The organism is Mesosutterella multiformis (genome assembly GCF_003402575.1).
Classification (GTDB): domain Bacteria; phylum Pseudomonadota; class Gammaproteobacteria; order Burkholderiales; family Burkholderiaceae_F; genus Mesosutterella; species Mesosutterella multiformis.
This window is the reverse complement of sequence record NZ_BGZJ01000001.1, coordinates 551,262-574,362: the sequence shown is the minus strand read 5'-3', so window position 1 is coordinate 574,362 and position 23,101 is coordinate 551,262. Positions and strand designations below refer to the sequence as shown.

Here is a 23,101-nt window from a genome sequence, read left to right as displayed (position 1 = left end):
TATAAAAAAATGGAACAGAAAAAAACGGATTTTCTCGTCGGCTTATTCGTGATCCTCGGAGTGGTCGCGCTTCTCTTTATGGCTCTGAAGGCCGGCAACATGCTGTCGCTGAATATCGGGCAGAAGACCTATGAAGTCACCGCGGTCTTCGCGAACGCCGGCGGCCTGAAGCCCCGTGCGGCGGTGAGCAGCGCGGGGGTCACCGTGGGACGCGTGAAGTCGATCGAGCTTGATCCGAAGACCTTCCAGGCCGTGGTGACGCTGGATATTTACAGCCAGTACCAGTTCCCGGCGGACAGCCAGGCACGCATCCTGACGGCCGGGCTGCTTGGCGAAAAGTATATTGGTCTTGAGGCTGGCAGCGATGACGCCAACCTGAAGAATGGCGGCCGCATCGAACAGACGCAGTCCGCCATTGTGCTGGAGAATCTGGTGAGCCAGTTCCTTTTCAACACTGCTGAAAAGAAGGGAACGGCGCCGGAAAAGGCGGAATAAGATGCGAACGATGAAGAGAACAGCTCTGATTGCGTCGCTTGCCGCGGCGATGCTCGCGGGATGCGCAAGCGTTCCGCCGAATTCGGGAGAAAACAAAGCGGACCCGTGGGAGACGATGAACCGCCAGACGTACGCCTTCAACACCACGGTGGATCACTATGTGTTCCGTCCGGTGGCAAAGGGCTACAAGGCGGTGACACCGAAGCCCGTGCGTACCTGCGTGAGCAACATGATGGATAACCTCACCGAACCCCGGAACGCCGTGAATAACGTGCTGCAGGGGAAGGGGAACGGCGCCTTCGTGTCTTTCATGCGCTTTATTGTGAATTCGACGTTCGGCGTCTTCGGCTGTTTTGACGTCGCGAGCATGGGAGATCTCACGCCGCACTCAGAGGACTTCGGCCAGACGCTCGGTACCTGGGGTGTCGGGAACGGTCCGTACCTCGTGCTGCCGTTCCTCGGTCCTTCCACTGTCCGCGATACGGTGGGGCTCGGCGGGAACTATGTAACGTCGATTCAGAGCTGGATCGATCCTGACTGGGTCGGCTGGACAATCTGGGGCGTTGATATGCTCGACACGAGGACAAGGCTCCTTGACCTCGATGAGGCGATTGACTCCGCGATTGACCCGTACGCCCAGATGCGTAACGGTTACCTGCAGTACCGCGCGACGCTCGTGAACGACGGCGTGCCGCCCGATAATACGTTCCTCGAGGATCCGGGTGACAGCCCGGCGCCTGATGAACCCGCGGCTTCCGCGAAGACTCAGGCGAAAGCTGCCGAACCGGCTCCTGCCGCAGCGGCCCCCGCTCCCGCGGCGAAACAAAACTGACTGAATTTTGAATAAGGAAAAGAATTAAAAATGCTGACCCGTCGTAGTTTTATTGCCGGCGCCGCGCTCGGCGCCGCCGCTATGCTGTCGCCCGCCGCGTTTGCCGCGTCCGCGACTGACAAGGATCCGTCTGCCTGGATCGTCGAGCTGATGAACGACACGCTGAATGACATCCGCAAGGATCCGGCGCTCGTGAAGGCGGATCCGACGAAGGTTCACACTTTCGTGAATAACCGCATCATGCCGGTTGTCGACTTCGCGAAGATGACCCGCACGGCCGTCGGCCCCCAGTGGCGTCAGGCCACCGCCTCCCAGCGCCAGCAGCTGCAGGATGGATTCCGCAGCCTGCTGACGCGCGTCTACTCGGGTGCTTTCAGCTCCGTGAAGGACTACAAGGCTGAGCTCGTGCCGAGCCGCGCCGCCGCTTCCTCCACGCCGATCATTCAGACCCGCATGGTTTCGAAGACCGATAAGCCGATTTCGGTTGAGTACCGCATGCAGCGCGAGGGCAACACCTGGAAGATCATCGACGTGAATGTCGGTGGTGTCTGGATGGTGCAGAACTATCACTCCCAGTTCGCGGGTGTTCTCGCGAACGGCGGCATTCCTGCCCTGATCCGCTCCATGAACGACAAGACTTCGTCCCTCAACCAGAAGGCGAAGAAGTAAGAGGCGGAAATGAAGATTCCAGGCTCTGAGATCACGATGAATAACGCTCCCGAGGTCATGAATCTCGGAGCGAAGGCCGTGTCAGAAGGTGACGGGGTCTTTGATTTTGAGGGGATTTCGCACGCGGACTCCTCTGCCGTCGCGGCGCTGCTGCGATGGAAGCGGCTCTGCGAGAAAGGCCATGTCGCCTTTGAGATCCGCAATATGCCATCCGGTCTTCGCGATCTCTGTCTGCTGTACGGTGTCACGGATATACTGGGATCGGACGCTCCCGGAAGCACACGGGATCCCGCTTGATCCCGGCCGAGGTCCGTCCCGGGTTATGATTTACGGAAACTGCCCCAAGCAATAAGGGCGGTTTCCGTTTTTTATTTTTCAGCTGGTCAAATTTTTTTCTATGGAAAAGCTCAGGATTATCGGCGGCAATCGCCTCTCCGGATCTGTCAGGATCTCCGGAGCCAAAAACGCAGTACTCCCCATCTTGGCCGCAAGCCTTCTGACGGCGGACGAGCTGGTGCTGCATAACGTGCCGCATCTCGCGGACGTGAAGACGATGCTGAGCCTGCTCGAAGGCATGGGCGTCACCTGCCATCAGGACGGGGAAACCGTCCGGCTGTGCGCCGCGAATGTGACGAGCACCGTCGCCCCTTATGAGCTCGTGAAAACCATGCGGGCATCGATTCTCGTGCTCTGCCCGCTCGCCACGCGGTTCGGCTCGGCCCGGGTGTCGCTCCCCGGCGGCTGCACGATCGGCGCCCGTCCGGTCGATCAGCACATTCAGGCGCTCCTCAAGATGGGAGCCGACGTGCAGATTGATCACGGATTCGTGGATCTGAAGAGCGGCCGGCTGCAGGGGACGAAGATCGTGACCGATATGGTGACGGTCACCGGAACCGAAAACATCATGATGGCGGCAGTCCTCGCCGAAGGCCGCACGGTGATTGAAAACGCCGCGCGTGAGCCTGAAGTGGTGGATCTCGCGAACTGCCTGCGCGCGATGGGCGCGAAGATTGAGGGTGACGGCACGTCGACCATTGTGATTGACGGCTGCGATTCGCTTCACGGCGCGGAACACTCCGTGATCCCCGACCGCATTGAGGCGGGTACCTTCATGGCGGCCGCGGCCGCGACGAAGGGTGATGTGACGCTCACCAATGTCGCTCCTGACACGCTTTCCGTTGTGATCGACAAGATCCGCGAGGCGGGGGCTGAGATTGAAACGGGTCCGGACTGGATCCATGTAACGATGAACAGCCGCCCGAAGTCGGTGTCGATCCGCACGGAGCCGCACCCCGGCTTCCCCACCGATATGCAGGCCCAGATCATGGCGCTTGACTGCGTGGCGGATGGCACGGCTCAGATTACCGAGACGATTTTTGAAAACCGCTTCATGCATGTGCCTGAGCTCCAGAGACTCGGTGCCGATATCCAGGTGGAAGGGCACACCGCGGTGGTGCGCGGCGTGGAGCAGCTGCAGGGCGCGCGCCTCATGGCGACTGACCTTCGGGCCTCAGCGTCGCTTGTGATCGCCGCGCTTGCCGCCGAAGGCGAATCGATCGTCGACCGTATTTATCACCTTGACCGCGGCTACGACCGCATGGAGCTGAAGCTTCAGGCCCTCGGCGCGGATATCAGGAGATTCTCAGAATGATCACCATGGCCCTCGCCAAAGGGCGGATTTATCAGGAAACGCTTCCCTTCCTCGCCGCGGCTGGGATTTACCCGGTTGAGGATCCCGAAAAGAGCCGCAAGCTCATGATTGCGACGAACCGCGATGATCTTCGCATCGTCGTGATCCGCGCGACCGATGTTCCGACCTATGTGCAGTACGGAGCCGCCGACATCGGTGTCTGCGGCTGGGATACGCTTTATGAGCACGGCGGCAACGGCCTTTTCATTCCGGTGGATCTGCAGATCGCGAAGTGCCGGATGAGTGTCGCGGCGCCGAACGGCCTCGACTACGACGGACTCGTGAGACGCGGCGGACGCATCCGCATCGCCACAAAGTTCATGAAGTGGGCAAGAGATTATTTCGCACAGCAGGGTGTGCATGTCGATCTGATCAAGCTCTACGGATCGATGGAGCTCGCGCCGATCGCAGGACTTGCCGACGCGATTGTCGATATTGTGGCTACAGGCGCCACCCTGAAAGCGAATAATATGAGAGAAGTGCGGCAGATCGCCCCGATCAGCTCGCGCCTGATTGTCAATCAGATTTCAATGGGGCTTAAGCGTGTTGAGCTGAGCCCGATTATCGAGAACATCAGAAAGGCAAGCAATAAAAATGATTAAACAGTTATCCACCCTTGATCAGGATTTTGAGCCTCAGTTTGAGAAGCTCGTGGCCCGGGACGCTTCGGTTGACCCGGAAATCACGCGGCGCGCGGAAGCGATCGTGCAGGACGTCGCGGCCCGCGGTGATGAAGCCGTGATTGAATATACGAACCGCTTCGATCATCTGAATCTGAAGACGATGGAAGACGCCATCGTTACGCGTGAGGAGATGCTGCAGGCTCTCGAAACGCTGCCCGCGGACCAGAAGCAGGCGCTTGAGACCGCGGCGAAGCGTATCCGTGAGTTCCACGAGCACCAGCTTGAGAAGGGCTGGACCATCACCGACTCCTATGGCAGCGTGCTCGGCCAGCGCATCACGGCGATCGACTCGGTCGGTCTCTACGTGCCGGGCGGCAAGGCCGCTTACCCGTCCTCCGTACTGATGAACGCGATGCCGGCTCACGTGGCGGGCGTCCCGAGAATTGAGATGGTGTTCCCGACCCCGGGCGGTGAGCGTAACCAGCTCGTGCTCGCGGCGGCGGCTCTCGCGGGTGTCTCCCGCGCCTTCACGATCGGCGGCGCTCAGGCCGTTGCCGCTCTCGCCTATGGCACGAAGACCCTGGATCCGGTCGATAAGATCGTCGGCCCGGGCAACGCCTATGTGGCGGCCGCGAAGCGCTATGTCTTCGGCCGCGTCGGCATCGATATGATCGCCGGCCCCTCCGAAATTCTCGTGATCTGCGACGGCAAGACGCCGGCTGACTGGATCGCGATGGACCTCTTCTCGCAGGCCGAGCATGATGAGCTTGCGCAGGCCATTCTGCTGACGCCTGACGCGGCCTTTGCCGCTGAAGTTCAGAAGTCGATCGAAAAGCTCCTTCCGACGATGCCCCGCAAGGCGATCATCGAGAAGAGCCTCGCGAACCGCGGCGCCATCATCGTGACGCGCGATCTGCTCGAGGCCTGCAAGGTGGCCGATACGATTTCGCCTGAGCACCTTGAGATTTCGACTGAGAACCCCGAGCAGTGGGTGGATCATCTCCGCCACGCCGGCGCGATCTTCATGGGCCGCTGGTCTGTTGAGGCGCTCGGTGACTACTGCGCCGGTCCGAACCACGTGCTTCCGACCTCCCGCACGGCCCGCTTCTCCTCGCCGCTCGGTGTCTATGACTTCCTGAAGCGCACGAGCATCATCCACGTGTCCGAAGCCGGCGCGCAGGCGCTTGCCCCGGTCGCTGATGTGCTTGCCCGCGGCGAACACCTGATCGCTCACGCGACCAGCGCCGACTACCGGCTGAAGAAGTAACTTCTGAACGTCTGAAATAACCGCCAGGAGGTGGCGCTTATGCAGTCACTACGGACCGCGGAAGTGAGCCGCAAGACGCAGGAGACCGCGATTGACGTCCGCATCAATCTCGACGGCACGGGCCGCTCCGAGATTGATACGGGAATCGGGTTCCTGGATCACATGCTCGATCAGATCGCCCGTCACGGGCTGGTGGATCTCACCATCAGCGCGAAGGGCGATCTGCAGGTCGACGGGCATCATACGGTTGAGGATATCGGCATTACGCTTGGCCAGGCGCTTCTTCAGGCGTTAGGCGATAAGCGCGGCATCCGCCGCTACGGCTTTGCCTATGTGCCGCTCGATGAGGCGCTGTCACGCGTCGTGATCGATCTCTCGGGCCGGCCCGGGCTCGTGTTTGAAGCCCCGTTCACGGCCCCGATGATCGGAGAGCTCGATACGCAGCTCATCCGCGAATTCTTCCAGGGCTTTGTGAACCACGCGCAGGTCACGCTTCATATCGATAACCTGCGCGGTATCAATGCCCACCATCAGGCCGAGACGATCTTCAAGGCCTTCGGACGAGCGCTCTGCATGGCGCTTGAGCCTGATCCGCGCATGTCGGGCGTGATTCCGTCTACGAAAGGAACGTTATGAAGAAGGTCGTCGTCGTTGACTACGGCAGCGGGAATCTCCGCTCCGTTTCCAAGGCGCTCGAAGCGGTCGCGGGAAGCGACGCCTCGGTTGCTGTTTCCTCTGACCCGGCCGCTGTCCGGGCGGCTGACCGCATTGTGCTGCCGGGCCAGGGCGCTATGGCAGACTGCATGCATCATCTGCTTGACTCGGGGCTCGCGGACGTGGTGCGCGACGCGCTCGTGAATAAGCCAGTCTTTGCGGTCTGCATTGGTCTGCAGATGCTTTTTGAGGAAAGCGAGGAAGGAGACGCGAAGGGCTTCGGTTTCTTCCGCGGCCGCGTGATCCGGTTCCCCGCGAGTGCCATGCGCACCGCTGACGGCTCCCGGCTGAAGGTCCCCGAGATGGGCTGGAACCGGGTGTATCAGACGCAGCCGCACCCGGTCTGGGCTGGTGTCGAAAACGGCGCCTGGTTCTACCTCGTGCACAGCTACTTCGCCGCGCCTGAAGACATGAGCATCGTTGCCGGCATGACGAGCTACGGGCTTCCCTACACCAGCGCGGTCGCCCGGGACAATATTTTCGCAACGCAGTTCCATCCGGAAAAGAGCGCGGCCGACGGCCTGAAGCTCTATGCGAACTTTATCCACTGGAATCCCTGATTCCTACACTCAATCTCATTTATCAAGACTGATTCCAAGAGGTTCACAAGATGCTTGATCTCATCCCTGCCATTGACATCAAGGACGGCGCCTGCGTGCGTCTGGTCCAGGGGGATCTCGATAAGAACATTACGGTCTACTCCAAAGACCCCCGGGACATGGCCCGGCACTGGGCAGAGCTCGGTGCGCGCCGTCTCCACGTGGTGGATCTTGACGGCGCCCGCTGCGGCCGCTCGGTGAATCACGGCGTGATTTCCGACATCATCCGTGACTTCAGCGGCGTGATGGAGATTGACCTCGGAGGCGGACTCCGCGATCTCGATACGATTGAGTCCTACATGGACGCGGGTCTCGCCTACGCGGTGATCGGCACGGCCGCGATCAAGCAGCCGGGGTTCCTCGCGAACGCCTGCGACGCGTTCCCCGGCGCGATCATCGTGTCGCTCGACGCCCGGAACGGCAAGATCGCGACGGATGGCTGGGAGAAGACCTCCCGGATCGACGTGCTCGATATTGCGAAGAAGTTCGCGGCGCATGACCCGGCGGCGTTCCTCTACACGGATATTTCCCGTGACGGCATGCTCTGCGGAGTGAATGTCGAGGCGACGAGCCGCCTCGCGCAGGCGACCCCGATTCCGGTGATCGCCTCAGGCGGCGTGAAGAACATCGATGACATCGTCTCCCTCATGCAGGTGGAGTCTGACGGCGTCTCCGGTGTCATTCTCGGCAAGGCGCTCTACGAAGGCACGCTCGACTTCCGTGAGGCGTTTGAGTACGTCACGGGCGGCGGCCCGATCCGGGACGACGACGAGCTTTGAGAAAAGCGTCAACCCTTTTGAAAAGAGGTTTTTCATGCTAGCTAAGCGGATCATCCCCTGCCTTGACGTCACTGCCGGACGCGTGGTGAAGGGCACGAATTTCGTTGACCTCCGGGATGCCGGGGATCCGGTGGAAATTGCCCGGCGCTATGACCGTGAGGGGGCTGATGAGCTGACGTTCCTCGACATCACGGCGAGTTCCGATAACCGCGACATCATCCTCTCGGTGATTGAAGCGGTGGCCTCCCAGGTGTTCATTCCGCTCACGGTGGGCGGCGGTGTGCGTCAGGTGTCGGATATCCGCCGGCTGCTGAATTCGGGCGCTGATAAGGTGTCCATCAACACGGCAGGCGTGCTGAATCCCGATCTGATCGGAGACTCAGCGGCGCTCTACGGCAGCCAGTGCATCGTGGCCGCGATCGACGCGAGAAAGAACGCGTCGGGCGAAGGCTGGGAAGTGTTCACGCACGGCGGCCGGAAGCCCACGGGCCGTGACGCGGTCGAGTGGGCGAAAGAGGTGGAGCGGCTCGGTGCCGGTGAGATTCTTCTCACCAGCATGAACGCGGACGGCACGAAGGAAGGCTTCGATCTGGAACTCACGCGCGCGGTGAGCGATGCTGTGAATATTCCGGTGATTGCCTCAGGCGGCGCCGGGAACCTGCAGCATCTCGCGGACGCCGTGCTGAAGGGGCACGCGGACGCGGTGCTCGCCGCGTCGATCTTCCACTTCGGTGAGTACACGATTGAAGAGGCGAAGCGCTTCATGGCGTCTCAGGGTATCTGCATGAGGCTCGGCGCGGAGGCTGCGGCATGACGGACGCCTGGATTGAAGATGTGAAGTTTGACAGCCGCGGGCTCGTGCCCGTGGTGGCGCAGGATTCAGAGAGCGGCCGCGTGCTGATGCTCGCCTGGGCAAACCGCGAGGCGCTGCTCGAAGCGGTGAAGACCCGCCGCGGCGTGTATTTCTCACGCTCCCGTAACCGCCTCTGGCGGAAGGGTGAGGAGAGCGGCAACGTTCAGGAGCTGCTCTCGGTGCAGCTCGACTGTGACGGTGACTCCGTGATTTACGAAGTCCGGCAGCTCGGCGGCGCCGCGTGCCACACCGGGCATCAGAGCTGCTTCTACCGGACGCTCGATGAAAACGGCGTCTGGAAGGAAAACGCTCCGGTCCTCCGCGATCCGAACGCGATGTACGGTCATCACTGAAAAGAAGAGAATCGTATGGAAGAAAAAAACTGCACAGGCATTCTCGAAGAGATTGCCGATACCATTGATTCACGCCACGGCGCGGATCCGTCGAAGAGCTACGTCGCGCAGCTTTTCTCGAAGGCTCCCGACGGCATGCTGAAGAAAGTGGGGGAAGAGGCGACTGAAGTCGTCATGGCGGCGAAGGACGTCGCGGACGGCAAGAAGGCGAAGGAGCATCTCGTCTACGAGGTGGCTGACCTCTGGTTCCACTCGATGGTGGTGCTTTCCTGCTACGGGCTGCGCCCTGAGGACGTCGTGCAGGAACTCGCGCGGCGCGAGGGCGTCTCCGGTCTCGTCGAGAAGGCGAACCGCAAGACCCAGGCCCCGAAAGACTAAAATCCAAATCTGGAGGATGTTTTATGCAGAATGATGACTGCCTGTTTTGCAAGATCTCCCGCGGGGAAATTCCCAGCAAGAAGATCTATGAGGATGAGGAAGTTTTTGCCTTCCACGACATTAATCCTGCCGCGCCTGTGCATTTCCTTATCATTCCCAAGCGCCACATTACGTCTCTCGCTGAAGTTTCCCCCGAAGACGGTCAACTTTTGGGTAAAATGCTAGTTCTTGCCAAGAAGCTTGCTCTCGAGCAGGGTTGCGGCAATGGTTTTCGCATCGTAATCAACACGGGCCGCGACGGCGGTCAGGAAGTACCTCATTTGCATATTCATGTGCTGGGTGGACCTCAGCCTTGGAAGCGTAGGAGCTAATAATCATGGGTTCTCTCTCTATTTGGCACTGGCTGATTGTTCTCGCCATCGTTGTCCTCGTTTTCGGTACCGGCAAGCTCAAGAACATGGGCAAGGATCTTGGCGGCGCCATCAAGGGTTTCAAGGAAGGCATGAGCGATGCCACCGACGACAAGAAGCCGGCTGCTGACGCCAAGGCTGCTGTCGCCTCCGACGCAGCGAAGCCCGCTGCCGCTAAGGAAGAAAAGGCTCCTGAAGAAAAGAAGCAGGCCTGATTCTTTCTGAGTCTCTCAGACATGCTCCCCCGGCCCGCACTGGACCGGGGGTTATTCCACTTTTGCCAGCGACTGGTTAGGCATTTATGTTTGATTTCGGTTTCAGTGAACTCGTAGTCTGTGGCATTGTCGGACTGGTGGTACTCGGTCCGGAAAGGCTCCCTGTCGTCGCCAAGACGGCCGGTCAGTGGATCGGAAAGGCCCAGCGGTTCGTCCAGCAGATGAAGGACGATATCAACCGCGAGTCGGAGCTTGCCGAACTGAAGAAAATCAAGGACGATGCCCAGCATATCGCTGAGGATCTGAATGAGTCGGTTCGCTCGGCCGCGCTCGGGATTGAGAAGGATGTCAATTCCGTGGCGGGCGAAGCTCAGAAGAATCTGAATGACGCCGAGAAGGCCTATGAGGCTGATAAGCCGAAGGTGGCCACGGGGATTGATTCGTTCAACGACACGCCGTCTGCCGGCACACCGACCACCGCGGTCGGCGAAAGCACCGGCGCGGGAGCCGAGCAGTACAGCGGCACCGAGTTCGACAGCAGCGACTTCGCCTGGGACGACTCGGGCTCCAGCTCCAACACCAAGATTTTCGATAAGCGGTATATCGCCGGTCCTTCGGTTGATGAACTCGCCGAAGAGGTGGAGAAGATGCAGCAGCGTCTGCAGCTTGAACGCCACCAGTTTGTCGGCAATAACCGGAAGTACGCACCCCGGGCCCGCGTCAACCGTCCCCGCATTTACCGCTAGCCAGGTTCCCCCATGAGCGAGAATTCTGATAAAAATTTGCCGATCGAGGCGCCGGATGATCCGAGGAACGAAAAGCCTCTGGTCGAGCACCTGATCGAACTGAGGAACAGAATGGTGAAAGCGATCCTCGCGGTCGTGATCGTGTTCCTCGTCCTTTCCCCTTTCATGAAGCAGCTGTTTGACGCGCTCTCCCATCCGCTGATGGTGGCGCTTCCCGCGGGAACGAAGCTGCTGTCGACCGGCGTCGTGGCGCCGTTCCTCGTACCGCTGAAGGTGACGCTCTTTGTCTCATTCCTGATCGCGCTCCCTGTGGTGCTCTATCAGGCCTGGGCCTATGTGGCGCCTGCGCTTTACCGGCAGGAAAAGAAACTCGTGCTTCCGGTGCTTGTGTCCTCGGTCGCGATGTTCTTTGTCGGCGTGATGTACTGCTACTTCGTCGTGTTCCGGTTTGTCTTCCGGTTCATCGCGCAGTTCTCGCCTGAGTCCGTCAACTTCGCGCCGGATATCGATTCGTACTTCAGCTTTGTGATCACGATGTTCTTTGCCTTTGGTCTCACGTTCGAAGTGCCGATCGTCGTCATGGTGCTGAACCACGTGGGTATCGCGTCGCTCGAGGCGCTGAAGAAGGCCCGCCCCTACATCATCGTGGGCGCGTTCGTGATCGCGGCTATTTTCACGCCGCCGGATGTGCTCTCGCAGACGCTGCTCGCTCTGCCGCTCGTGATTCTCTATCAGGCCGGCATCTGGCTCGTGCAGCTCTTCGGCAAGAAGAACCCGAAACCCTTCATGGAAGCTGAGCAGGAAGAAATCGCTGAGCTTGAGAAGCGTGAGCGGGAAGAGGCTGAAAAGAAGGCTGCTGAACAGAACGCCGGTTCTTCCGGATCCTGAGACCGCTGATTCAGTCAGAAAAAATGGGAGCCCCAGCGGGCTCCCATTTTTTATTCCCGGTTTCTTTCCTGGATCAGACGGGATTATCGATATCGATATGCGTCACCTGCAGCCCGCAGTTCTCCTCCACCCAGGCGCCGAGCGCCTGAATGCCGAAACGTTCAGTCGCGTGGTGGCCGCACGAGAGATAGGGAACGCCGGTTTCCTCCGCGATATGAACTGTGGGCTCGGAGATTTCGCCCGAGAGATAGAGATCCGCGCCCTGATCCACAGCTTCCTCGAAGAACCCCTGAGCGGCGCCTGAGCACCAGCAGATGCGGCGGACCACCTTGTCCTCGGGACCGACAAGAAGCGGCGTCCTCCTGAAGGTCTTTTCGCAGAGACCGGCGAACTCCTTCGCGGTGAGGCTGCCCGCGGACAGCGTCCCCGTCCAGCCGAGATCCATTTCACCCCACTGGCCTTCGGGGATGATGCCGAGACGCTTCGCGATCTGAGCGTTGTTGCCGAGCTCCGGATGAGCGTCGAGCGGCAGATGGTAGGCAATGAGATTCAGACCGGCGCTGAGCGCGGTCTGGATCCGCTTATAGCGGATTCCGGTAATGCAGGGAGTATCCCGTTTCCAGAACCAGCCGTGGTGCACAAGCACGGCGTCGGCGTGAAGATCCGCCGCGGCCTCAAGCAGCGCGAGGCTCGCGGTAACGCCAGTCACAACGTGGGAAATTTCACCCTTTCCCTCGACCTGCAGTCCATTTGGCGCATAATCATGGAAGCGCTCCGGTTCGAGCAGCGTATTCAGTTTTTCTACGAGCGTTCGGTTCCGCATGGATTTTCCTTATGTTTAAAAGGCTCTGGCTTATTTTCGCCCAAGCAGTGACAGTCTGCGCTGCCGCAGCGCTCGTGTGGGTGCTGCTTGAGCATTTCACGCACGAAGGTCATGAGCCTCGGCAGCCGCTCCGGACGGATGGCGTTGTGGTGTCCTACTCTGACGCGGTGCACCGCGCGGCGCCCTCTGTCGTCAATATCTACACAACGCAGCCTGTGGATGATGAAGACCGGGAGCTCGGTCAGACACCTTCCGGCCACTCCGGAACGTCCCCTCTCGGGTCCGGCGTGATTGTGAGCCGCACGGGTTTCATTCTGACGAATAACCACGTGATCGACGGCATTTCGGATATCGCGGTGGCGCTTCCTGACGGCCGTGACTGTTCAGCAAAGCTTGTCGGTACGGATCCGGAAACCGACCTCGCGCTTCTTAAGATTGACGGCAGCGATTTCCCAGCGATTGAATTCGGGAGCAGTGACGTGCTTCACGTGGGAGATGTCGTGCTCGCGATCGGGAACCCTTTTAACGTCGGGCAGACGGTCACGATGGGGATTGTTTCGGCTCTCGGCCGTCACGGTCTCGGGCTGAACAGCTTTGAGGATTTCATTCAGACAGACGCCGCCATTAACCGCGGGAATTCAGGCGGCGCGCTCATCAACACCGCGGGGCAGCTGGTTGGCATCAATACCGCGATCTTTTCTCCGGATACGAATTCAGGCGCCTCGGTCGGCATCGGGTTCGCGATCCCGTCCGCTCTCGTGAATGAGGTGCTTCCCGCGCTGATGAAGAACGGCAAGGTGCGGCGCGGCTATCTCGGTCTTGTGCCTCAGGCAATAACGCCTGAGATTGCGGCCTCGAAGCATATTGAGGCCGGGAAGGGGGTTCTCGTTTCGGTCGTGAAGAAGGACGCCGCGGCCTGGGCTTCCGGGATCCGTGAGGGCGACATTCTCACGAGCATCAATGGGCAGCCCGTCTCTGATGTTGCCGCCATGATGCGCCAGGTGGCGGCGATTCCTCCCGGCACCACGGTGGATGTCAATTTCACCCGTGACGGCCGCCGGTGGAAAACCAAGGTGACGCTCCAGGTGAGACCGCCGCTTCAGCAGGCTCCCTCAGACGACCGCCAGTAAAAGAACGCCCCGCAGGGAATCCTGCGGGGCGAACTGTTTTATCCGGAATCGGGAGACCGGTGATCAGGCCTTCGGCTGATTCTTCATGAGATCACGGATTTCACGCAGCAGAGCGATATCTTCCGGAGTCGGAGCGGGAGCGGCCGGGGCCTCTTCCTTCTTCTTCTCGGCGGCTTCACGCAAGGCGTTCATGCCCTTCACGAGGAGGAACACGACGAAAGCGAGCAGCAGGAACTGGATCACCGCGGTGAGGAAAGCGCCGTAACCGAAAACGGTGGCGCCAGCCTTGGTAAGGGCGTCGTATGTATACGGGCCGGTGTAATTTTCAGGAGCCTTCAGAACCCAGAAGAGGTTCGTGAAATCGGGCTTCCCGACAAGAAAGCCGAGAATCGGGTTGAAGATATCCTTCACGAGACTCCCGATAATCTGGTTAAAAGCGCCGCCGACGATAACACCGACAGCCATGTCCATCACGTTGCCCTTGGAGATGAAGGTCTGAAATTCTTTAAAGAATGACATACTGAGAGGATCCTTAGAGTGTGATACTGAAAATAGTAAAGCGAGTGCGCGGTTAGCGCTACCCCCTCTCTGCGGCTCCGCTGTTCTCGCGATTGATTTAAAATGACATCTTTAAAACCGCATGAAAGCACTTTGACTTTTGTGTGCCGGACTGCCGGTAACCGGTAGGTTCTGTCTTTTGGTAGGGAAAAGCTTTTTATGATGGTACTGTATTCAGGCACGACGGATCCGTTCTCCCATCGCTGCCGTTTCGTGCTCTTCGAGAAGGGCATGGATTTTGAAATTCGCGATGTCGATATGTTCAACATTCCGGCTGAGGTGCGGGCAATGACCCCGTACGGAACGGTTCCTGTCCTGAATGAACGGGATCTGATCCTCTACGAAGCCAATGTAATTGATGAATACATTGATGAGCGTTTCCCGCATCCGCAGCTGATGCCGCCGGATCCGATTACCCGTGCCCGTACGCGCATGTTCATTTACGGCTTTGAGCGTGAGCTCTACCAGCCGGTCCGCGTGCTGGAAAATCACGCTTCTTCGGAAGAAGCGAGGGAAGCTGCCCGCAAGTCGATTTCGGCTCAGCTGCAGCAGTTCTCCGGTCACCTCGCGAAGAACAAGTATTTCCTCGGTGAAGATTTCTCGATGCTCGATATCTGCATCGCTCCGCTCCTCTGGCGTCTCGACTACTACAAGATCGAGCTCCCGAAGACCGCGAAGGCGATCCAGATCTATGCTGAACGGGTCTTCTCGCGTCCGGCGTTCATGGAATCGATGACGCCTTCTGAAAAGGTTATGCGCCGCTGATATGGCTGAAGCAGACGACAACCAGATCCCCTTCAAGCCCTACATTCTGAGGGCGATGATCGACTGGTGTGAGGATAACGGGTTTGAGCCCTATCTTCTCACGCAGGTGGATGATGAAACGGTCGTTCCCCGGGAGTTTGTGCAGGACGGAAAGATCACGCTCAGCGTGGCCTCCGAAGCCGTGCATAACCCTGACTTCGGGAATGATGAGTTCCGGTTCGACGCCCGCTTCGGTGAGGCTTCGCGTCAGATCGTTCTTCCGGTAAGAGCGATCATCGCGGCTTACCCGGCTGAGCATCCTGAGAGTGCCATCGGTTTTCCCTACGAACCGCCGACGGCCGCTCCCGAGGCTCCGGAAGCAACATCTGCGAGTGCGAAGCGCCCGACTCTGATACAAAAGATCAAATAAATCGGGTATAGTTTCACTCTCTGCCCGTTTAGCACAGTTGGTAGTGCATTCGCCTTGTAAGCGAAAGGTCGTCTGTTCGAGTCAGACAACGGGCACCAGAATACATCCCGTACCGCTTGCCGCGGTGCGGGATTTTTCTTTGCTGCTCAGCGAGTTATGGAAGTTACTGCCAGGGTCCTGGCCGCGGGGCACCGCTTTTTCTCCTTCCCGCGGCAGGGCTCCCGGCGGATCCGCGGGCGGCTTTAATCGGAAATTCAGCAGTCCCGTGTATTCTCTCCGCAGGATCGGTTTCTCCCGGCCCCGGGCAGGGGGAGTTTCCATCCGTCATCAGCCGCAGGTCATTGGTCAAAAGCACATATAATGTTGCAGACCCGCAGACTGATGATTTTTATCCTCAAAAATCCGACTACTTGGCAGTCGGAAAGGCTCAGAGAAGCCCTGCTGTCCAAGCCTTGGGTTTGAGGTGTCCGCCGAGCGGCGGACGCAGTTTCAGAATCTCAGTTTCAGAATGCCCTGTGGTATCAGGGTTGATTACAAAAAACAGATAGAAGACAGCGCTCTTCCCCCTCCTGAGGAAGAGACAGCCGTCTCAGACGCCTCCGATGCAGCTGCTTGCTTTAGGTTTAAACCATACGACGGCCCCGCTTTCCATCCGGGAAGCGGTGGCATTCTCTCCGGAAGAAATTCCCGGAGCGCTTTCTGCGCTCCGCAGTACCTATGCCCGTCCTGAAGAAGGCGGAATACGGGAAGCGCTGATTCTGTCGACCTGCAACAGAACTGAGTTCTTCCTCGCGGCGGAAAACGGCGATGCCGCGCTGCATTCGCTCTGCAGCTTTGTCGCGCGTCAGAAGGGCATTGACCTGAAGGAATTCCTCCCGCACACCTATGAGTACCGCCAGTCGGATGTGGCCCGTCATACGTTCCGTGTGGCGAGCGGTCTTGACTCCATGGTGCTCGGTGAAACGCAGATTGTGGGCCAGATGAAGAAGGCCTGGCGTATCGCCCGCGAATCGAAGTCGCTCGGGCTGATGCTGGGGCATCTTTTTGACGGCACCTTTGCCGCGGCAAAGGAAGTCCGTACGGCGACCGCGATCGGCTCACACTCGGTGTCGCTCGCCGCGGCCGGAGTCGGTCTTGCGAACCAGCTGTTCGGCAGCCTCGCCAATCAGAACGTGCTTTTCGTCGGTGCCGGCGAAATGATCGAGCTCTGCGCGGCGCACTTCTGTGCCCAGCACCCGAAGAAAGTGACGGTGGCGAACCGCACGCTCGAGAAAGGCGCGGCGCTCGCCCGCCGGTTCGGCGCTGAAGCGGTTGAGCTCCGGACGCTCCCGGAAATCGTCTCGCAGTATGACGTGATCGTGAGCTGCACCGCGTCTTCTCTCCCGATTATCGGGCTTGGCATGATGCAGCGCGCTGTCGCCGCCCGGCGCCATCGCCCGATCCTCATCATCGATCTCGCGGTGCCGCGCGACGTTGAGGAGGAAGTGTCGCGGCTTGACGATGTCTACATCTACACGATTGATGATCTCGGCAAAGTGGTGGCATCCGGCAAGGAAAGCCGCCGCATGGCGGTGACGAAAGCCGAGGACATCATTGAGTCCCGGGTTCAGGCGTTTGAGGGGTGGCTCGCCGCCCGCGACGCAGTGCCCGCGATCCAGGCGCTCCGCTCAAGAGCCGAGGCGATGCGGGAGGCTGAAGTGAAAAAGGCTCAGCGTCATCTCGCGGCCGGTCACGATGCGGCTTCCGTGATTGAGGAGCTGTCCCGCGCGCTTACCAATAAGCTGATTCACGATCCGACGACGCTGCTTCGCAACGGCACGGGCCTCAGCGCAGAGGAGCGCGCCCGCGAGAACGATATTCTGAATGAGTTCTACCGCAGCAGCCGGGATGGCGGCGTGGCGTAAAATCCGCCCTTTGAGCAGCTGCACTGAAATACCGTTACCGGGCGCAAAGCGCCCGGTAACTCACTGGAACGGATTAAAAAGTTATGAATGAATCAATGCGCGCCAAGCTGAGCTCGCTCGGCCGACGGCTCGAGGAAATCGACGCGATGCTGTCTTCCCCCGAAGTGGGCAGCGATATGAATAAGTTCCGCGATCTCTCGCGTGAACGCGCCGAAATCGAGCCCGTGGTGCAGAAGGTGCGCGAGTACGAAAAGTATGAGAAGCAGCGCGCGGAGAGCGAGGAGCTCCTGTCGGATCCCGACATGAAGGAACTCGCCCAGGCGGAGTTCACGGAGTGCCGCGAGAAGCTTGAGCAGCTCGATAAGGATCTCGAGATCATGCTGCTGCCGACTGATCCGAACGACAAGCGGAACATCTTCCTGGAAATCCGTGCCGGCACGGGCGGCGATGAATCGGCGCTTTTTGCGGGCGACCTGCTCCGCATGTATATGCGCTATGCCGAGCGTCAGGGCTGGAAAACGGAAATTGTCTCGAAGAGCGAGAGTGATCTTGGCGGCTATAAGGAAGTGATCGTCCGCGTGATCGGAGACGGCGCCTATTCGAAACTGAAGTTTGAGTCGGGCGGACACCGTGTGCAGCGCGTTCCGGCGACCGAATCCCAGGGCCGTATTCACACGTCCGCCTGCACGGTGGCCGTGCTCCCGGAGCTTGACGAGGTGGAAGAGGTGCATATTGATCCCTCTGAACTCCGTATCGACGTTTACCGCGCGTCAGGCGCCGGCGGACAGCACGTGCAGAAGACGGACTCCGCGGTCCGAATCACGCACCTGCCGACTGGTCTTGTCGTGGAGTGCCAGGACGAACGAAGCCAGCGTCAGAATAAGGAGCGCGCGATGCAGGTGCTCGCTTCCCGCCTCTACGCCATGCGGGTCGCTGAGCAGCAGCAGGCTGAGGCCTCTGAGCGAAAGAGCCTTATCGGTTCCGGCGACCGTTCGGAACGAATCCGTACCTACAACTATCCGCAGGGCCGTGTGACCGATCACCGCATCAACCTCACCCTCTATAAGCTCGATCAGATCATGGATGGTGATCTCGACGAAATCATTTCGGCCCTGATCACGGAGCATCAGGCTGAGCAGCTCGCGGCGCTCGCCGAACGCAAGTCCTGAGAGAAACGGCGCGATGGCTCGGGTTGAGGAACTGCTTCGGGAAACACGGGAAACGATCGGGATCTTTGAGACCCGGCTGCTTCTCGCGCTGGCCATGCATGTACGGGTGGAGAGACTCGTGGCGCATCCGGAGGAAGAGGTGACGCCAGAGGCCGAAACGGCCTTCCGGGGCTACGCCGCGAGGCGCCTTGCCGGTGAACCCTACCCCTATATCGCGGGCGAGCAGGAGTTTTATGGCAGAAGCTTCCGCGTGACGCCTGACGTTCTCATTCCGAGACCGGACACCGAGCTCATCGTGGAGCTCGCGCTTGAAGAGCTGAAGCGCTTCAGGCGTCCGACGGTCCTTGATATGGGGACTGGTAGCGGCTGCATTGCGATCACTGTGGCGCTTGAGAATCCAAAGGCGGAGGTCTGGGCGAGCGATAGGTCTGAGGCGGCGCTTGAAGTGGCGCGCGGGAACGCCGGGAAGTCCGGTGTCCGGTTCCTTCAGGGGAGCTGGTACAAGGCGCTTCCGCCTGACGCTCCGAAGTTTGATCTGATTCTTTCCAATCCTCCGTATATTGACCCCGAGAGTCCGTACCTCAGTGATCTGACGTATGAGCCGCAGACCGCTCTCGTAAGCGGGAATCACGGGATGGATGACCTGAGGGAGATCGCGGAAGGCGCCGCGGCGCATCTCGCTCCGGGCGGCTGCCTCATGGTGGAGCACGGTTTTGATCAGGGTGAGGCCTGCCGGAAAGTGTTCACTGAGGCGGGACTCTCTGACGCGGAGACACTGAAGGACCTGGGAGGCAATGACCGCGTGACGCGCGGTCGCCTTCGCTGATACCTGAAAGAGCCGGATGAAAAGAAAGGAGCATCGCGTGATGCTCCTTATTTTTTGCCGGATAAACGAAAAAAACCGCAGATCTTTCGATCTGCGGCTTTTGGAATCCGTGGTGGTCGGGGGCGGAATCGAACCGTCGACACGCGGATTTTCAATCCGCTGCTCTACCGACTGAGCTACCCGACCACGCATAGGAGTTGAACTTTACCATAAAAAAAATAAAAATGCCAATTTATTTTCACTTTTTGCATTTAGTGAGGAAAAAAACCTCAGATGGACCCGCATTGTCGGGTATCGTTCTCGTTGAATTGATTGATTCAGGAATTTGATATGCCGCGTATCTCCCAGATTGCTGCGGGCGCCTTCGCTGCAGCGCTTGCATTCACCAGTGTCGCTTCCTTTGCGGCCGGTTCTTCTGACCCGGAAACGGATCAGGTAAAGAGCCGCGTTGTGGAGCGTCTTGGCGTGAGACCGACCACCGTCGCGAAAACGCCTTTCGGGCTCTGGGAAATTTCGGTGGCGCCGGATCAGGTGTTTTACGTCGATGGGAATGTCCGCTATCTGCTTCTCGGGAACGCGGTCGATATCGCGACACGTGAGAACCTGACGGAGAAGCGGATTGCCGAAATCAGCCGCGTGGACTGGAAGACGCTGCCGCAGAAGGACGCGATCCGTGTGGTGCACGGCTCAGGGCGCTATCAGGTGGCAGTGTTCGCGGATGCTACCTGCATGTACTGCCGGCTGCTCGAATCGTATTTCGCGAAGATGAACGATGTCACGGTCTACACCTACGTCTTCCCCATGAAGCAGTCGAGGAATCTCGCGAAGAATGTGGTCTGTGCGAAGAACCCGGGCGCGGCCTGGGGGAATCTGATGACGAAGGGAGTGAAGCCTGCTGAGGCGAACTGTGATGACAGCGTGCTTGACCGCAATACGGTGCTGTCGCAGAAGATCGGCGTGGCGGGAACTCCGACTCTCATCTTCCCGGATGGGAGCCGGCTGGGCGGTGTGCCTTCGTACGAGAATCTCGTGAAGGCACTGCGCGAACGGAATCCTGGAAAGTAACCCCGGATTACTTCCGGAGAACTTCAGCGGGCGAATGCCCCTTAGGCACCATGACCCACGCGGTCACGGTGCTTTTTTGTCGTCCGGCATTTTCACCGGCCTGGTTTCCGGAGCCCCAGAAGTAGTCGAAGCGGATGATGCCGCGGATCGCACCGCCCGTATCCTGAGCGATGACCGGGCGGTTGAAGTGCAGATCCGGGTTCTGCTGCGAAACGGAAACAAAGAACGGTGTCCCGTAGACCCAGACATGACGGTCAATGGCAACCGAGGCGCCAGGGGTGAGCGGCACGCCCTGACCGCCCTGGGGACCGACCGAGAGATCGGTGACAGGTGCCCGGCGGAAGAAGACATAGCTCGGGTTGTAGGCGAGAAGCTGCGGGACCTGATCCGGATGAGCCTTGGCCCAGGCCCGGATGCTCTGCATCGAGGCCTCGTGCGCTGTCATCTGGTTCCGGTCAATCAGCCAGCGCGCGACCGCGCGGTACGGGTACCCGTTCTGATCGTCATAGAAAACGCGGATCAGGCCGACGCCCTTCACCCGAAGCTGGCCAGAGCCCTGAATCTGGAGGAAAAGCTGATCAATCGGATCTGCGAGCCAGGCGATCGCGTAGGGGTAGAGATCGGTGCGCTGATCAATGGAAGAGCGGGATCCGTAGGGAATCAGTTTCCGGCCGGAAATCTTGCCCCGGATCCGCTTTCCCTTGAGTTCGGGGTAGAGCGACGAGAGCTCCACGTCGATCAGATCAGGAGGCGTCGCGAGGACGGGCCAGGTGTAGTGAGACGTCCGGGTGGGCGACGCGTCGAGAATCGGCTCGTAGTACCCCGTCATGAGGCCCGTGGTGTCCGAGGATACCGTGGCGCCATTCGCTTTCTGGTCAGACGAGACGGCCCAGAGATCAAAATTCTGCTGGAAGAATTCAGGCGCTGACACCGCGGCGCGGGCATTCTCGCAGGCCGTGCTCCAGAGCGGGGAAGACGCAAAGGAGCGGGAAGCGCAGGAGCGGCGGAACGCCTTCCGGGCGTTATCCCAGTCCGGTGCGTCAGACACCGGGAGACGGCCGAAGTTCGCGGGCGTAAAGCCAGGGACCGGTTTCCCTTCCGCAACCGGCGTGGCAGAAGGCCCTGCAGGCGTTGTCTGAGTGGTCGGCTGTTTCACGGTCTGGCAGCCTGCCAGAACCAGAGCGGCCAGTGCGGCCAGCGCGGAAACCTTGGTCAATCGGCGCATCATTCGTTACTCCTCAACCGTCTTTTTTGCGTTCAGGCTCGGACCTATCTCGGCCTGCTCTCTTACAATACGTTCCACTGAAGAAAACAAGGCTTTGGAGAATACCATGCAAGATATCCGCATCGCCCCGTCTATCCTTTCCGCTGACTTTGCCCGGCTTGGCGAAGAGGTTCGCGATGTCATCGCTTCCGGGGCGGACTGGATTCACTTCGACGTGATGGACAACCATTATGTACCGAATCTCACGATCGGCCCGTGCGTGCTGAAGGCAATTCGCCCGTATACAGAGGCGGATATTGACGTGCATCTGATGGTGGAGCCGGTGGACAGCCTCGTACCGGAGTTCGCGAAGGCGGGTGCTGACTGGATTACGTTCCACGTTGAGGCGAGCCGCCACGTTGACCGTACGCTGCAGCTGATCCGCGACTCCGGCGCGAAGCCCGGTCTCGTGCTGAATCCCGCGACTCCGGTGGAAAGCCTGAACTACGTGCTCGATAAGATCGACATGATTCTTCTGATGAGCGTGAATCCGGGCTTCGGCGGTCAGAAATTTATTCCGGGCGTTCTCCGGAAGATCCGTGAAGTGCGCGCTCTCGCCGACCGTCATTTCGAGGAAACCGGCCACGCGATCCGGGTTGAGGTGGATGGCGGCGTGAAGACCGATAACATCGGTGAAATTGCCCGCGCCGGCGCTGACACCTTTGTGGCGGGATCCGCGATCTTCGGCCGCAAGTCGAAGGAAGGCTATCGCGAGGTGATCGAGGCTATGCGGGCGGCTGTGAAGTCCGTTCAGGCCTGAGAAGAAGGAAAGAGGAAGGAAAATACATGCTGAGTTTTGACGCGCGCCGTGTCCAGGGAGCGCTTTTCGATCTGGATGGAACGCTGGTGGATTCACTCCCGGATCTTCACTTCGCGGTCTGCGAAGTGCTGAAGTCCAGGGGGCTCGAACCGATGGAAGAGGAAGAAGTGGGCCGCTACATCGGAAAGGGCGCGATTCACCTCGCGGCCGAAGTGCTGCGCGCGAGAAAGCCGGACGCCACGGCTGAAGAGCGGGACCGCTTCGTGAAGGAGTATGTGAATACGCTCGCCGGCATGGGCTGCTCGCACACCCGGGCGATTCCGGGTGTTCTCGAAGCGCTTGGAATTTTCCGCTCGGAAGGGCTGAAACTCGCGCTCGTGACGAACAAAGCCGGTGTCCTGATCGACGCTGTGCTCGAGCAGGCAGGACTCTCCCCGTATTTTCCGACAGACCTCAGGCTTTCCGCGGACGATGTGCCGACTCCGAAGCCCGCGCCTGACATGCTGCTCCTCGCGGCGTCCCGCATGGGACTTGATCCCGCGGACTGCATGATGCTCGGGGATTCGCGGAACGACGCTCAGGCCGCGGCGAATGCCGGTATGCCCGTGATGCTGATGGAAACAGGGTATAACGAAGGCGAGCCGATCGCTAAGTGGGGGCCGCAGAACGGTTTTTGTGATATATTCAAATCCATGGATCTCGCCGCAAAGAGTTTTTCCTCCTCACGGCATTAACTTTCAGCATCCAACCAAATATCTTTACCCAACCATGCAGACGATTGCCACATTGATGATTTCAGCAGTGCGCAGCGTCCGGGTCTCAGCCACATCCGTCGGCCAGACCCGGGGAGCATGGTCATGGCGTCTCTAAACACATCCTGTCTGTAGGTTTTCCGCCGCGCCGCAATGGCGCGGACT

29 protein-coding genes and 2 tRNA genes are annotated in these 23,101 nt (G+C 59.5%); 27 read left to right on the top strand and 4 right to left on the bottom strand.

Annotated elements, in window-relative coordinates:
• The first annotated feature begins 9 nt into the window (after positions 1-9).
• The 17 genes from mlaD to tatC all read left to right on the top strand — a co-directional run bounded on the left by mlaD (position 10) and on the right by tatC (position 11,511).
• Entirely contained in the window at positions 10-495 is a 486-nt protein-coding gene (mlaD, locus tag M4NBBH2_RS02660; protein ID WP_116269601.1) for an outer membrane lipid asymmetry maintenance protein MlaD, read from the top strand.
• A gap of 10 nt (positions 496-505) precedes the next feature.
• Positions 506-1,327 (top strand): MlaA family lipoprotein, encoded by an 822-nt coding sequence (locus tag M4NBBH2_RS02655; RefSeq protein WP_116270570.1) that lies wholly within the window; start codon positions 506-508, stop codon positions 1,325-1,327.
• 30 nt (positions 1,328-1,357) lie between these two features.
• The gene (locus M4NBBH2_RS02650) at positions 1,358-1,996 is read left to right on the top strand and encodes an MlaC/ttg2D family ABC transporter substrate-binding protein (protein WP_116269600.1); all 639 of its coding nucleotides are present in this window, start codon (positions 1,358-1,360) and stop codon (positions 1,994-1,996) included.
• Positions 1,997-2,005: 9 nt separating this feature from the next.
• Positions 2,006-2,293 carry an STAS domain-containing protein gene (locus M4NBBH2_RS02645; RefSeq protein WP_116269599.1) on the top strand — a complete coding sequence of 96 codons (288 nt, stop codon included), beginning with the start codon at positions 2,006-2,008 and terminating at the stop codon, positions 2,291-2,293.
• Between the two features lie 100 nt (positions 2,294-2,393).
• Positions 2,394-3,647 carry a UDP-N-acetylglucosamine 1-carboxyvinyltransferase gene (gene murA, locus M4NBBH2_RS02640; RefSeq protein WP_116269598.1) on the top strand — a complete coding sequence of 418 codons (1,254 nt, stop codon included), beginning with the start codon at positions 2,394-2,396 and terminating at the stop codon, positions 3,645-3,647.
• Positions 3,644-4,288: an ATP phosphoribosyltransferase gene (hisG, locus tag M4NBBH2_RS02635; protein WP_022443911.1), complete on the top strand. Its 645-nt coding sequence runs from the start codon at positions 3,644-3,646 to the stop codon at positions 4,286-4,288. The genes murA and hisG overlap by 4 nt, the downstream gene beginning before the upstream one ends.
• Complete coding sequence (hisD, locus tag M4NBBH2_RS02630; protein WP_049686519.1) at positions 4,275-5,576, top strand: histidinol dehydrogenase; 1,302 nt, start codon at positions 4,275-4,277, stop codon at positions 5,574-5,576. Before hisG ends, hisD begins: the two co-directional genes overlap by 14 nt.
• A gap of 39 nt (positions 5,577-5,615) precedes the next feature.
• Positions 5,616-6,212 (top strand): imidazoleglycerol-phosphate dehydratase HisB, encoded by a 597-nt coding sequence (gene hisB / locus M4NBBH2_RS02625; RefSeq protein WP_116269597.1) that lies wholly within the window; start codon positions 5,616-5,618, stop codon positions 6,210-6,212.
• Entirely contained in the window at positions 6,209-6,850 is a 642-nt protein-coding gene (hisH, locus tag M4NBBH2_RS02620) for an imidazole glycerol phosphate synthase subunit HisH (protein ID WP_116269596.1), read from the top strand. The genes hisB and hisH overlap by 4 nt, the downstream gene beginning before the upstream one ends.
• A 50-nt stretch (positions 6,851-6,900) precedes the next feature.
• Positions 6,901-7,668 carry a 1-(5-phosphoribosyl)-5-[(5-phosphoribosylamino)methylideneamino]imidazole-4-carboxamide isomerase gene (hisA, locus tag M4NBBH2_RS02615; protein WP_116269595.1) on the top strand — a complete coding sequence of 256 codons (768 nt, stop codon included), beginning with the start codon at positions 6,901-6,903 and terminating at the stop codon, positions 7,666-7,668.
• A 34-nt stretch (positions 7,669-7,702) separates the two neighbouring features.
• Positions 7,703-8,482, top strand: coding sequence for an imidazole glycerol phosphate synthase subunit HisF (gene hisF, locus M4NBBH2_RS02610; protein WP_116269594.1), 780 nt, complete (start codon positions 7,703-7,705; stop codon positions 8,480-8,482).
• The gene (hisI, locus tag M4NBBH2_RS12005; protein ID WP_116269593.1) at positions 8,479-8,874 is read left to right on the top strand and encodes a phosphoribosyl-AMP cyclohydrolase; all 396 of its coding nucleotides are present in this window, start codon (positions 8,479-8,481) and stop codon (positions 8,872-8,874) included. Before hisF ends, hisI begins: the two co-directional genes overlap by 4 nt.
• Before the next feature lie 15 nt (positions 8,875-8,889).
• Complete coding sequence (locus M4NBBH2_RS12000; protein ID WP_116269592.1) at positions 8,890-9,252, top strand: phosphoribosyl-ATP diphosphatase; 363 nt, start codon at positions 8,890-8,892, stop codon at positions 9,250-9,252.
• A gap of 23 nt (positions 9,253-9,275) precedes the next feature.
• Complete coding sequence (locus M4NBBH2_RS02595) at positions 9,276-9,623, top strand: histidine triad nucleotide-binding protein (protein WP_022443920.1); 348 nt, start codon at positions 9,276-9,278, stop codon at positions 9,621-9,623.
• Between the two features lie 5 nt (positions 9,624-9,628).
• Positions 9,629-9,877 carry a Sec-independent protein translocase subunit TatA gene (gene tatA / locus M4NBBH2_RS02590; protein ID WP_022443921.1) on the top strand — a complete coding sequence of 83 codons (249 nt, stop codon included), beginning with the start codon at positions 9,629-9,631 and terminating at the stop codon, positions 9,875-9,877.
• A gap of 86 nt (positions 9,878-9,963) precedes the next feature.
• Positions 9,964-10,623, top strand: a complete 660-nt coding sequence (tatB, locus tag M4NBBH2_RS02585; RefSeq protein WP_022443922.1) for a Sec-independent protein translocase protein TatB — start codon at positions 9,964-9,966, stop codon at positions 10,621-10,623.
• Between the two features lie 12 nt (positions 10,624-10,635).
• A complete protein-coding gene (tatC, locus tag M4NBBH2_RS02580; RefSeq protein WP_116269591.1) occupies positions 10,636-11,511 on the top strand; it encodes a twin-arginine translocase subunit TatC in 876 nt (291 codons plus the stop codon).
• A gap of 73 nt (positions 11,512-11,584) precedes the next feature.
• On the opposite strand, the gene M4NBBH2_RS02575 is transcribed toward tatC, so the two are convergent.
• Entirely contained in the window at positions 11,585-12,334 is a 750-nt protein-coding gene (locus M4NBBH2_RS02575) for a Nif3-like dinuclear metal center hexameric protein (RefSeq protein ID WP_116269590.1), read from the bottom strand.
• Between the two features lie 11 nt (positions 12,335-12,345).
• Here M4NBBH2_RS02575 and M4NBBH2_RS02570 point away from each other — a divergent pair, with 11 nt between their 5' ends.
• Positions 12,346-13,464, top strand: a complete 1,119-nt coding sequence (locus M4NBBH2_RS02570; protein ID WP_116269589.1) for a S1C family serine protease — start codon at positions 12,346-12,348, stop codon at positions 13,462-13,464.
• A gap of 63 nt (positions 13,465-13,527) precedes the next feature.
• On the opposite strand, the gene mscL is transcribed toward M4NBBH2_RS02570, so the two are convergent.
• Complete coding sequence (gene mscL, locus M4NBBH2_RS02565; RefSeq protein ID WP_116269588.1) at positions 13,528-13,983, bottom strand: large conductance mechanosensitive channel protein MscL; 456 nt, start codon at positions 13,981-13,983, stop codon at positions 13,528-13,530.
• 198 nt (positions 13,984-14,181) lie between these two features.
• Between mscL and M4NBBH2_RS02560 the strand changes: the two genes are divergently transcribed.
• The 6 genes from M4NBBH2_RS02560 to prmC all read left to right on the top strand — a co-directional run bounded on the left by M4NBBH2_RS02560 (position 14,182) and on the right by prmC (position 19,095).
• Entirely contained in the window at positions 14,182-14,787 is a 606-nt protein-coding gene (locus M4NBBH2_RS02560; RefSeq protein ID WP_116269587.1) for a glutathione S-transferase N-terminal domain-containing protein, read from the top strand.
• A 1-nt stretch (position 14,788) separates the two neighbouring features.
• The gene (locus tag M4NBBH2_RS02555) at positions 14,789-15,196 is read left to right on the top strand and encodes a stringent starvation protein B (RefSeq protein ID WP_116269586.1); all 408 of its coding nucleotides are present in this window, start codon (positions 14,789-14,791) and stop codon (positions 15,194-15,196) included.
• Positions 15,197-15,218: 22 nt separating this feature from the next.
• A tRNA-Thr gene (locus M4NBBH2_RS02550) sits at positions 15,219-15,294 on the top strand.
• 504 nt (positions 15,295-15,798) lie between these two features.
• Positions 15,799-17,100, top strand: coding sequence for a glutamyl-tRNA reductase (gene hemA / locus M4NBBH2_RS02545; protein ID WP_116269585.1), 1,302 nt, complete (start codon positions 15,799-15,801; stop codon positions 17,098-17,100).
• An 83-nt stretch (positions 17,101-17,183) separates the two neighbouring features.
• On the top strand, positions 17,184-18,269 hold the full coding sequence (prfA, locus tag M4NBBH2_RS02540) for a peptide chain release factor 1 (RefSeq protein WP_049686515.1): 1,086 nt from the start codon (positions 17,184-17,186) through the stop codon (positions 18,267-18,269).
• 13 nt (positions 18,270-18,282) lie between these two features.
• Positions 18,283-19,095, top strand: a complete 813-nt coding sequence (gene prmC / locus M4NBBH2_RS02535) for a peptide chain release factor N(5)-glutamine methyltransferase (protein ID WP_116269584.1) — start codon at positions 18,283-18,285, stop codon at positions 19,093-19,095.
• A 110-nt stretch (positions 19,096-19,205) separates the two neighbouring features.
• Here prmC and M4NBBH2_RS02530 read toward each other — a convergent pair.
• A tRNA-Phe gene (locus M4NBBH2_RS02530) sits at positions 19,206-19,281 on the bottom strand.
• A gap of 144 nt (positions 19,282-19,425) precedes the next feature.
• On the opposite strand from M4NBBH2_RS02530, the gene M4NBBH2_RS02525 reads away from it, so the two are divergent.
• A complete protein-coding gene (locus tag M4NBBH2_RS02525) occupies positions 19,426-20,160 on the top strand; it encodes a DsbC family protein (RefSeq protein ID WP_116269583.1) in 735 nt (244 codons plus the stop codon).
• 7 nt (positions 20,161-20,167) lie between these two features.
• Here M4NBBH2_RS02525 and mltA read toward each other — a convergent pair whose 3' ends face one another.
• The gene (gene mltA / locus M4NBBH2_RS02520; protein ID WP_174703610.1) at positions 20,168-21,388 is read right to left on the bottom strand and encodes a murein transglycosylase A; all 1,221 of its coding nucleotides are present in this window, start codon (positions 21,386-21,388) and stop codon (positions 20,168-20,170) included.
• Between the two features lie 103 nt (positions 21,389-21,491).
• On the opposite strand from mltA, the gene rpe reads away from it, so the two are divergent.
• Positions 21,492-22,184, top strand: a complete 693-nt coding sequence (gene rpe / locus M4NBBH2_RS02515) for a ribulose-phosphate 3-epimerase (RefSeq protein ID WP_116269582.1) — start codon at positions 21,492-21,494, stop codon at positions 22,182-22,184.
• 26 nt (positions 22,185-22,210) lie between these two features.
• Positions 22,211-22,918, top strand: a complete 708-nt coding sequence (locus M4NBBH2_RS02510; protein ID WP_116269581.1) for an HAD-IA family hydrolase — start codon at positions 22,211-22,213, stop codon at positions 22,916-22,918.
• Positions 22,919-23,101: the final 183 nt, after the last annotated feature.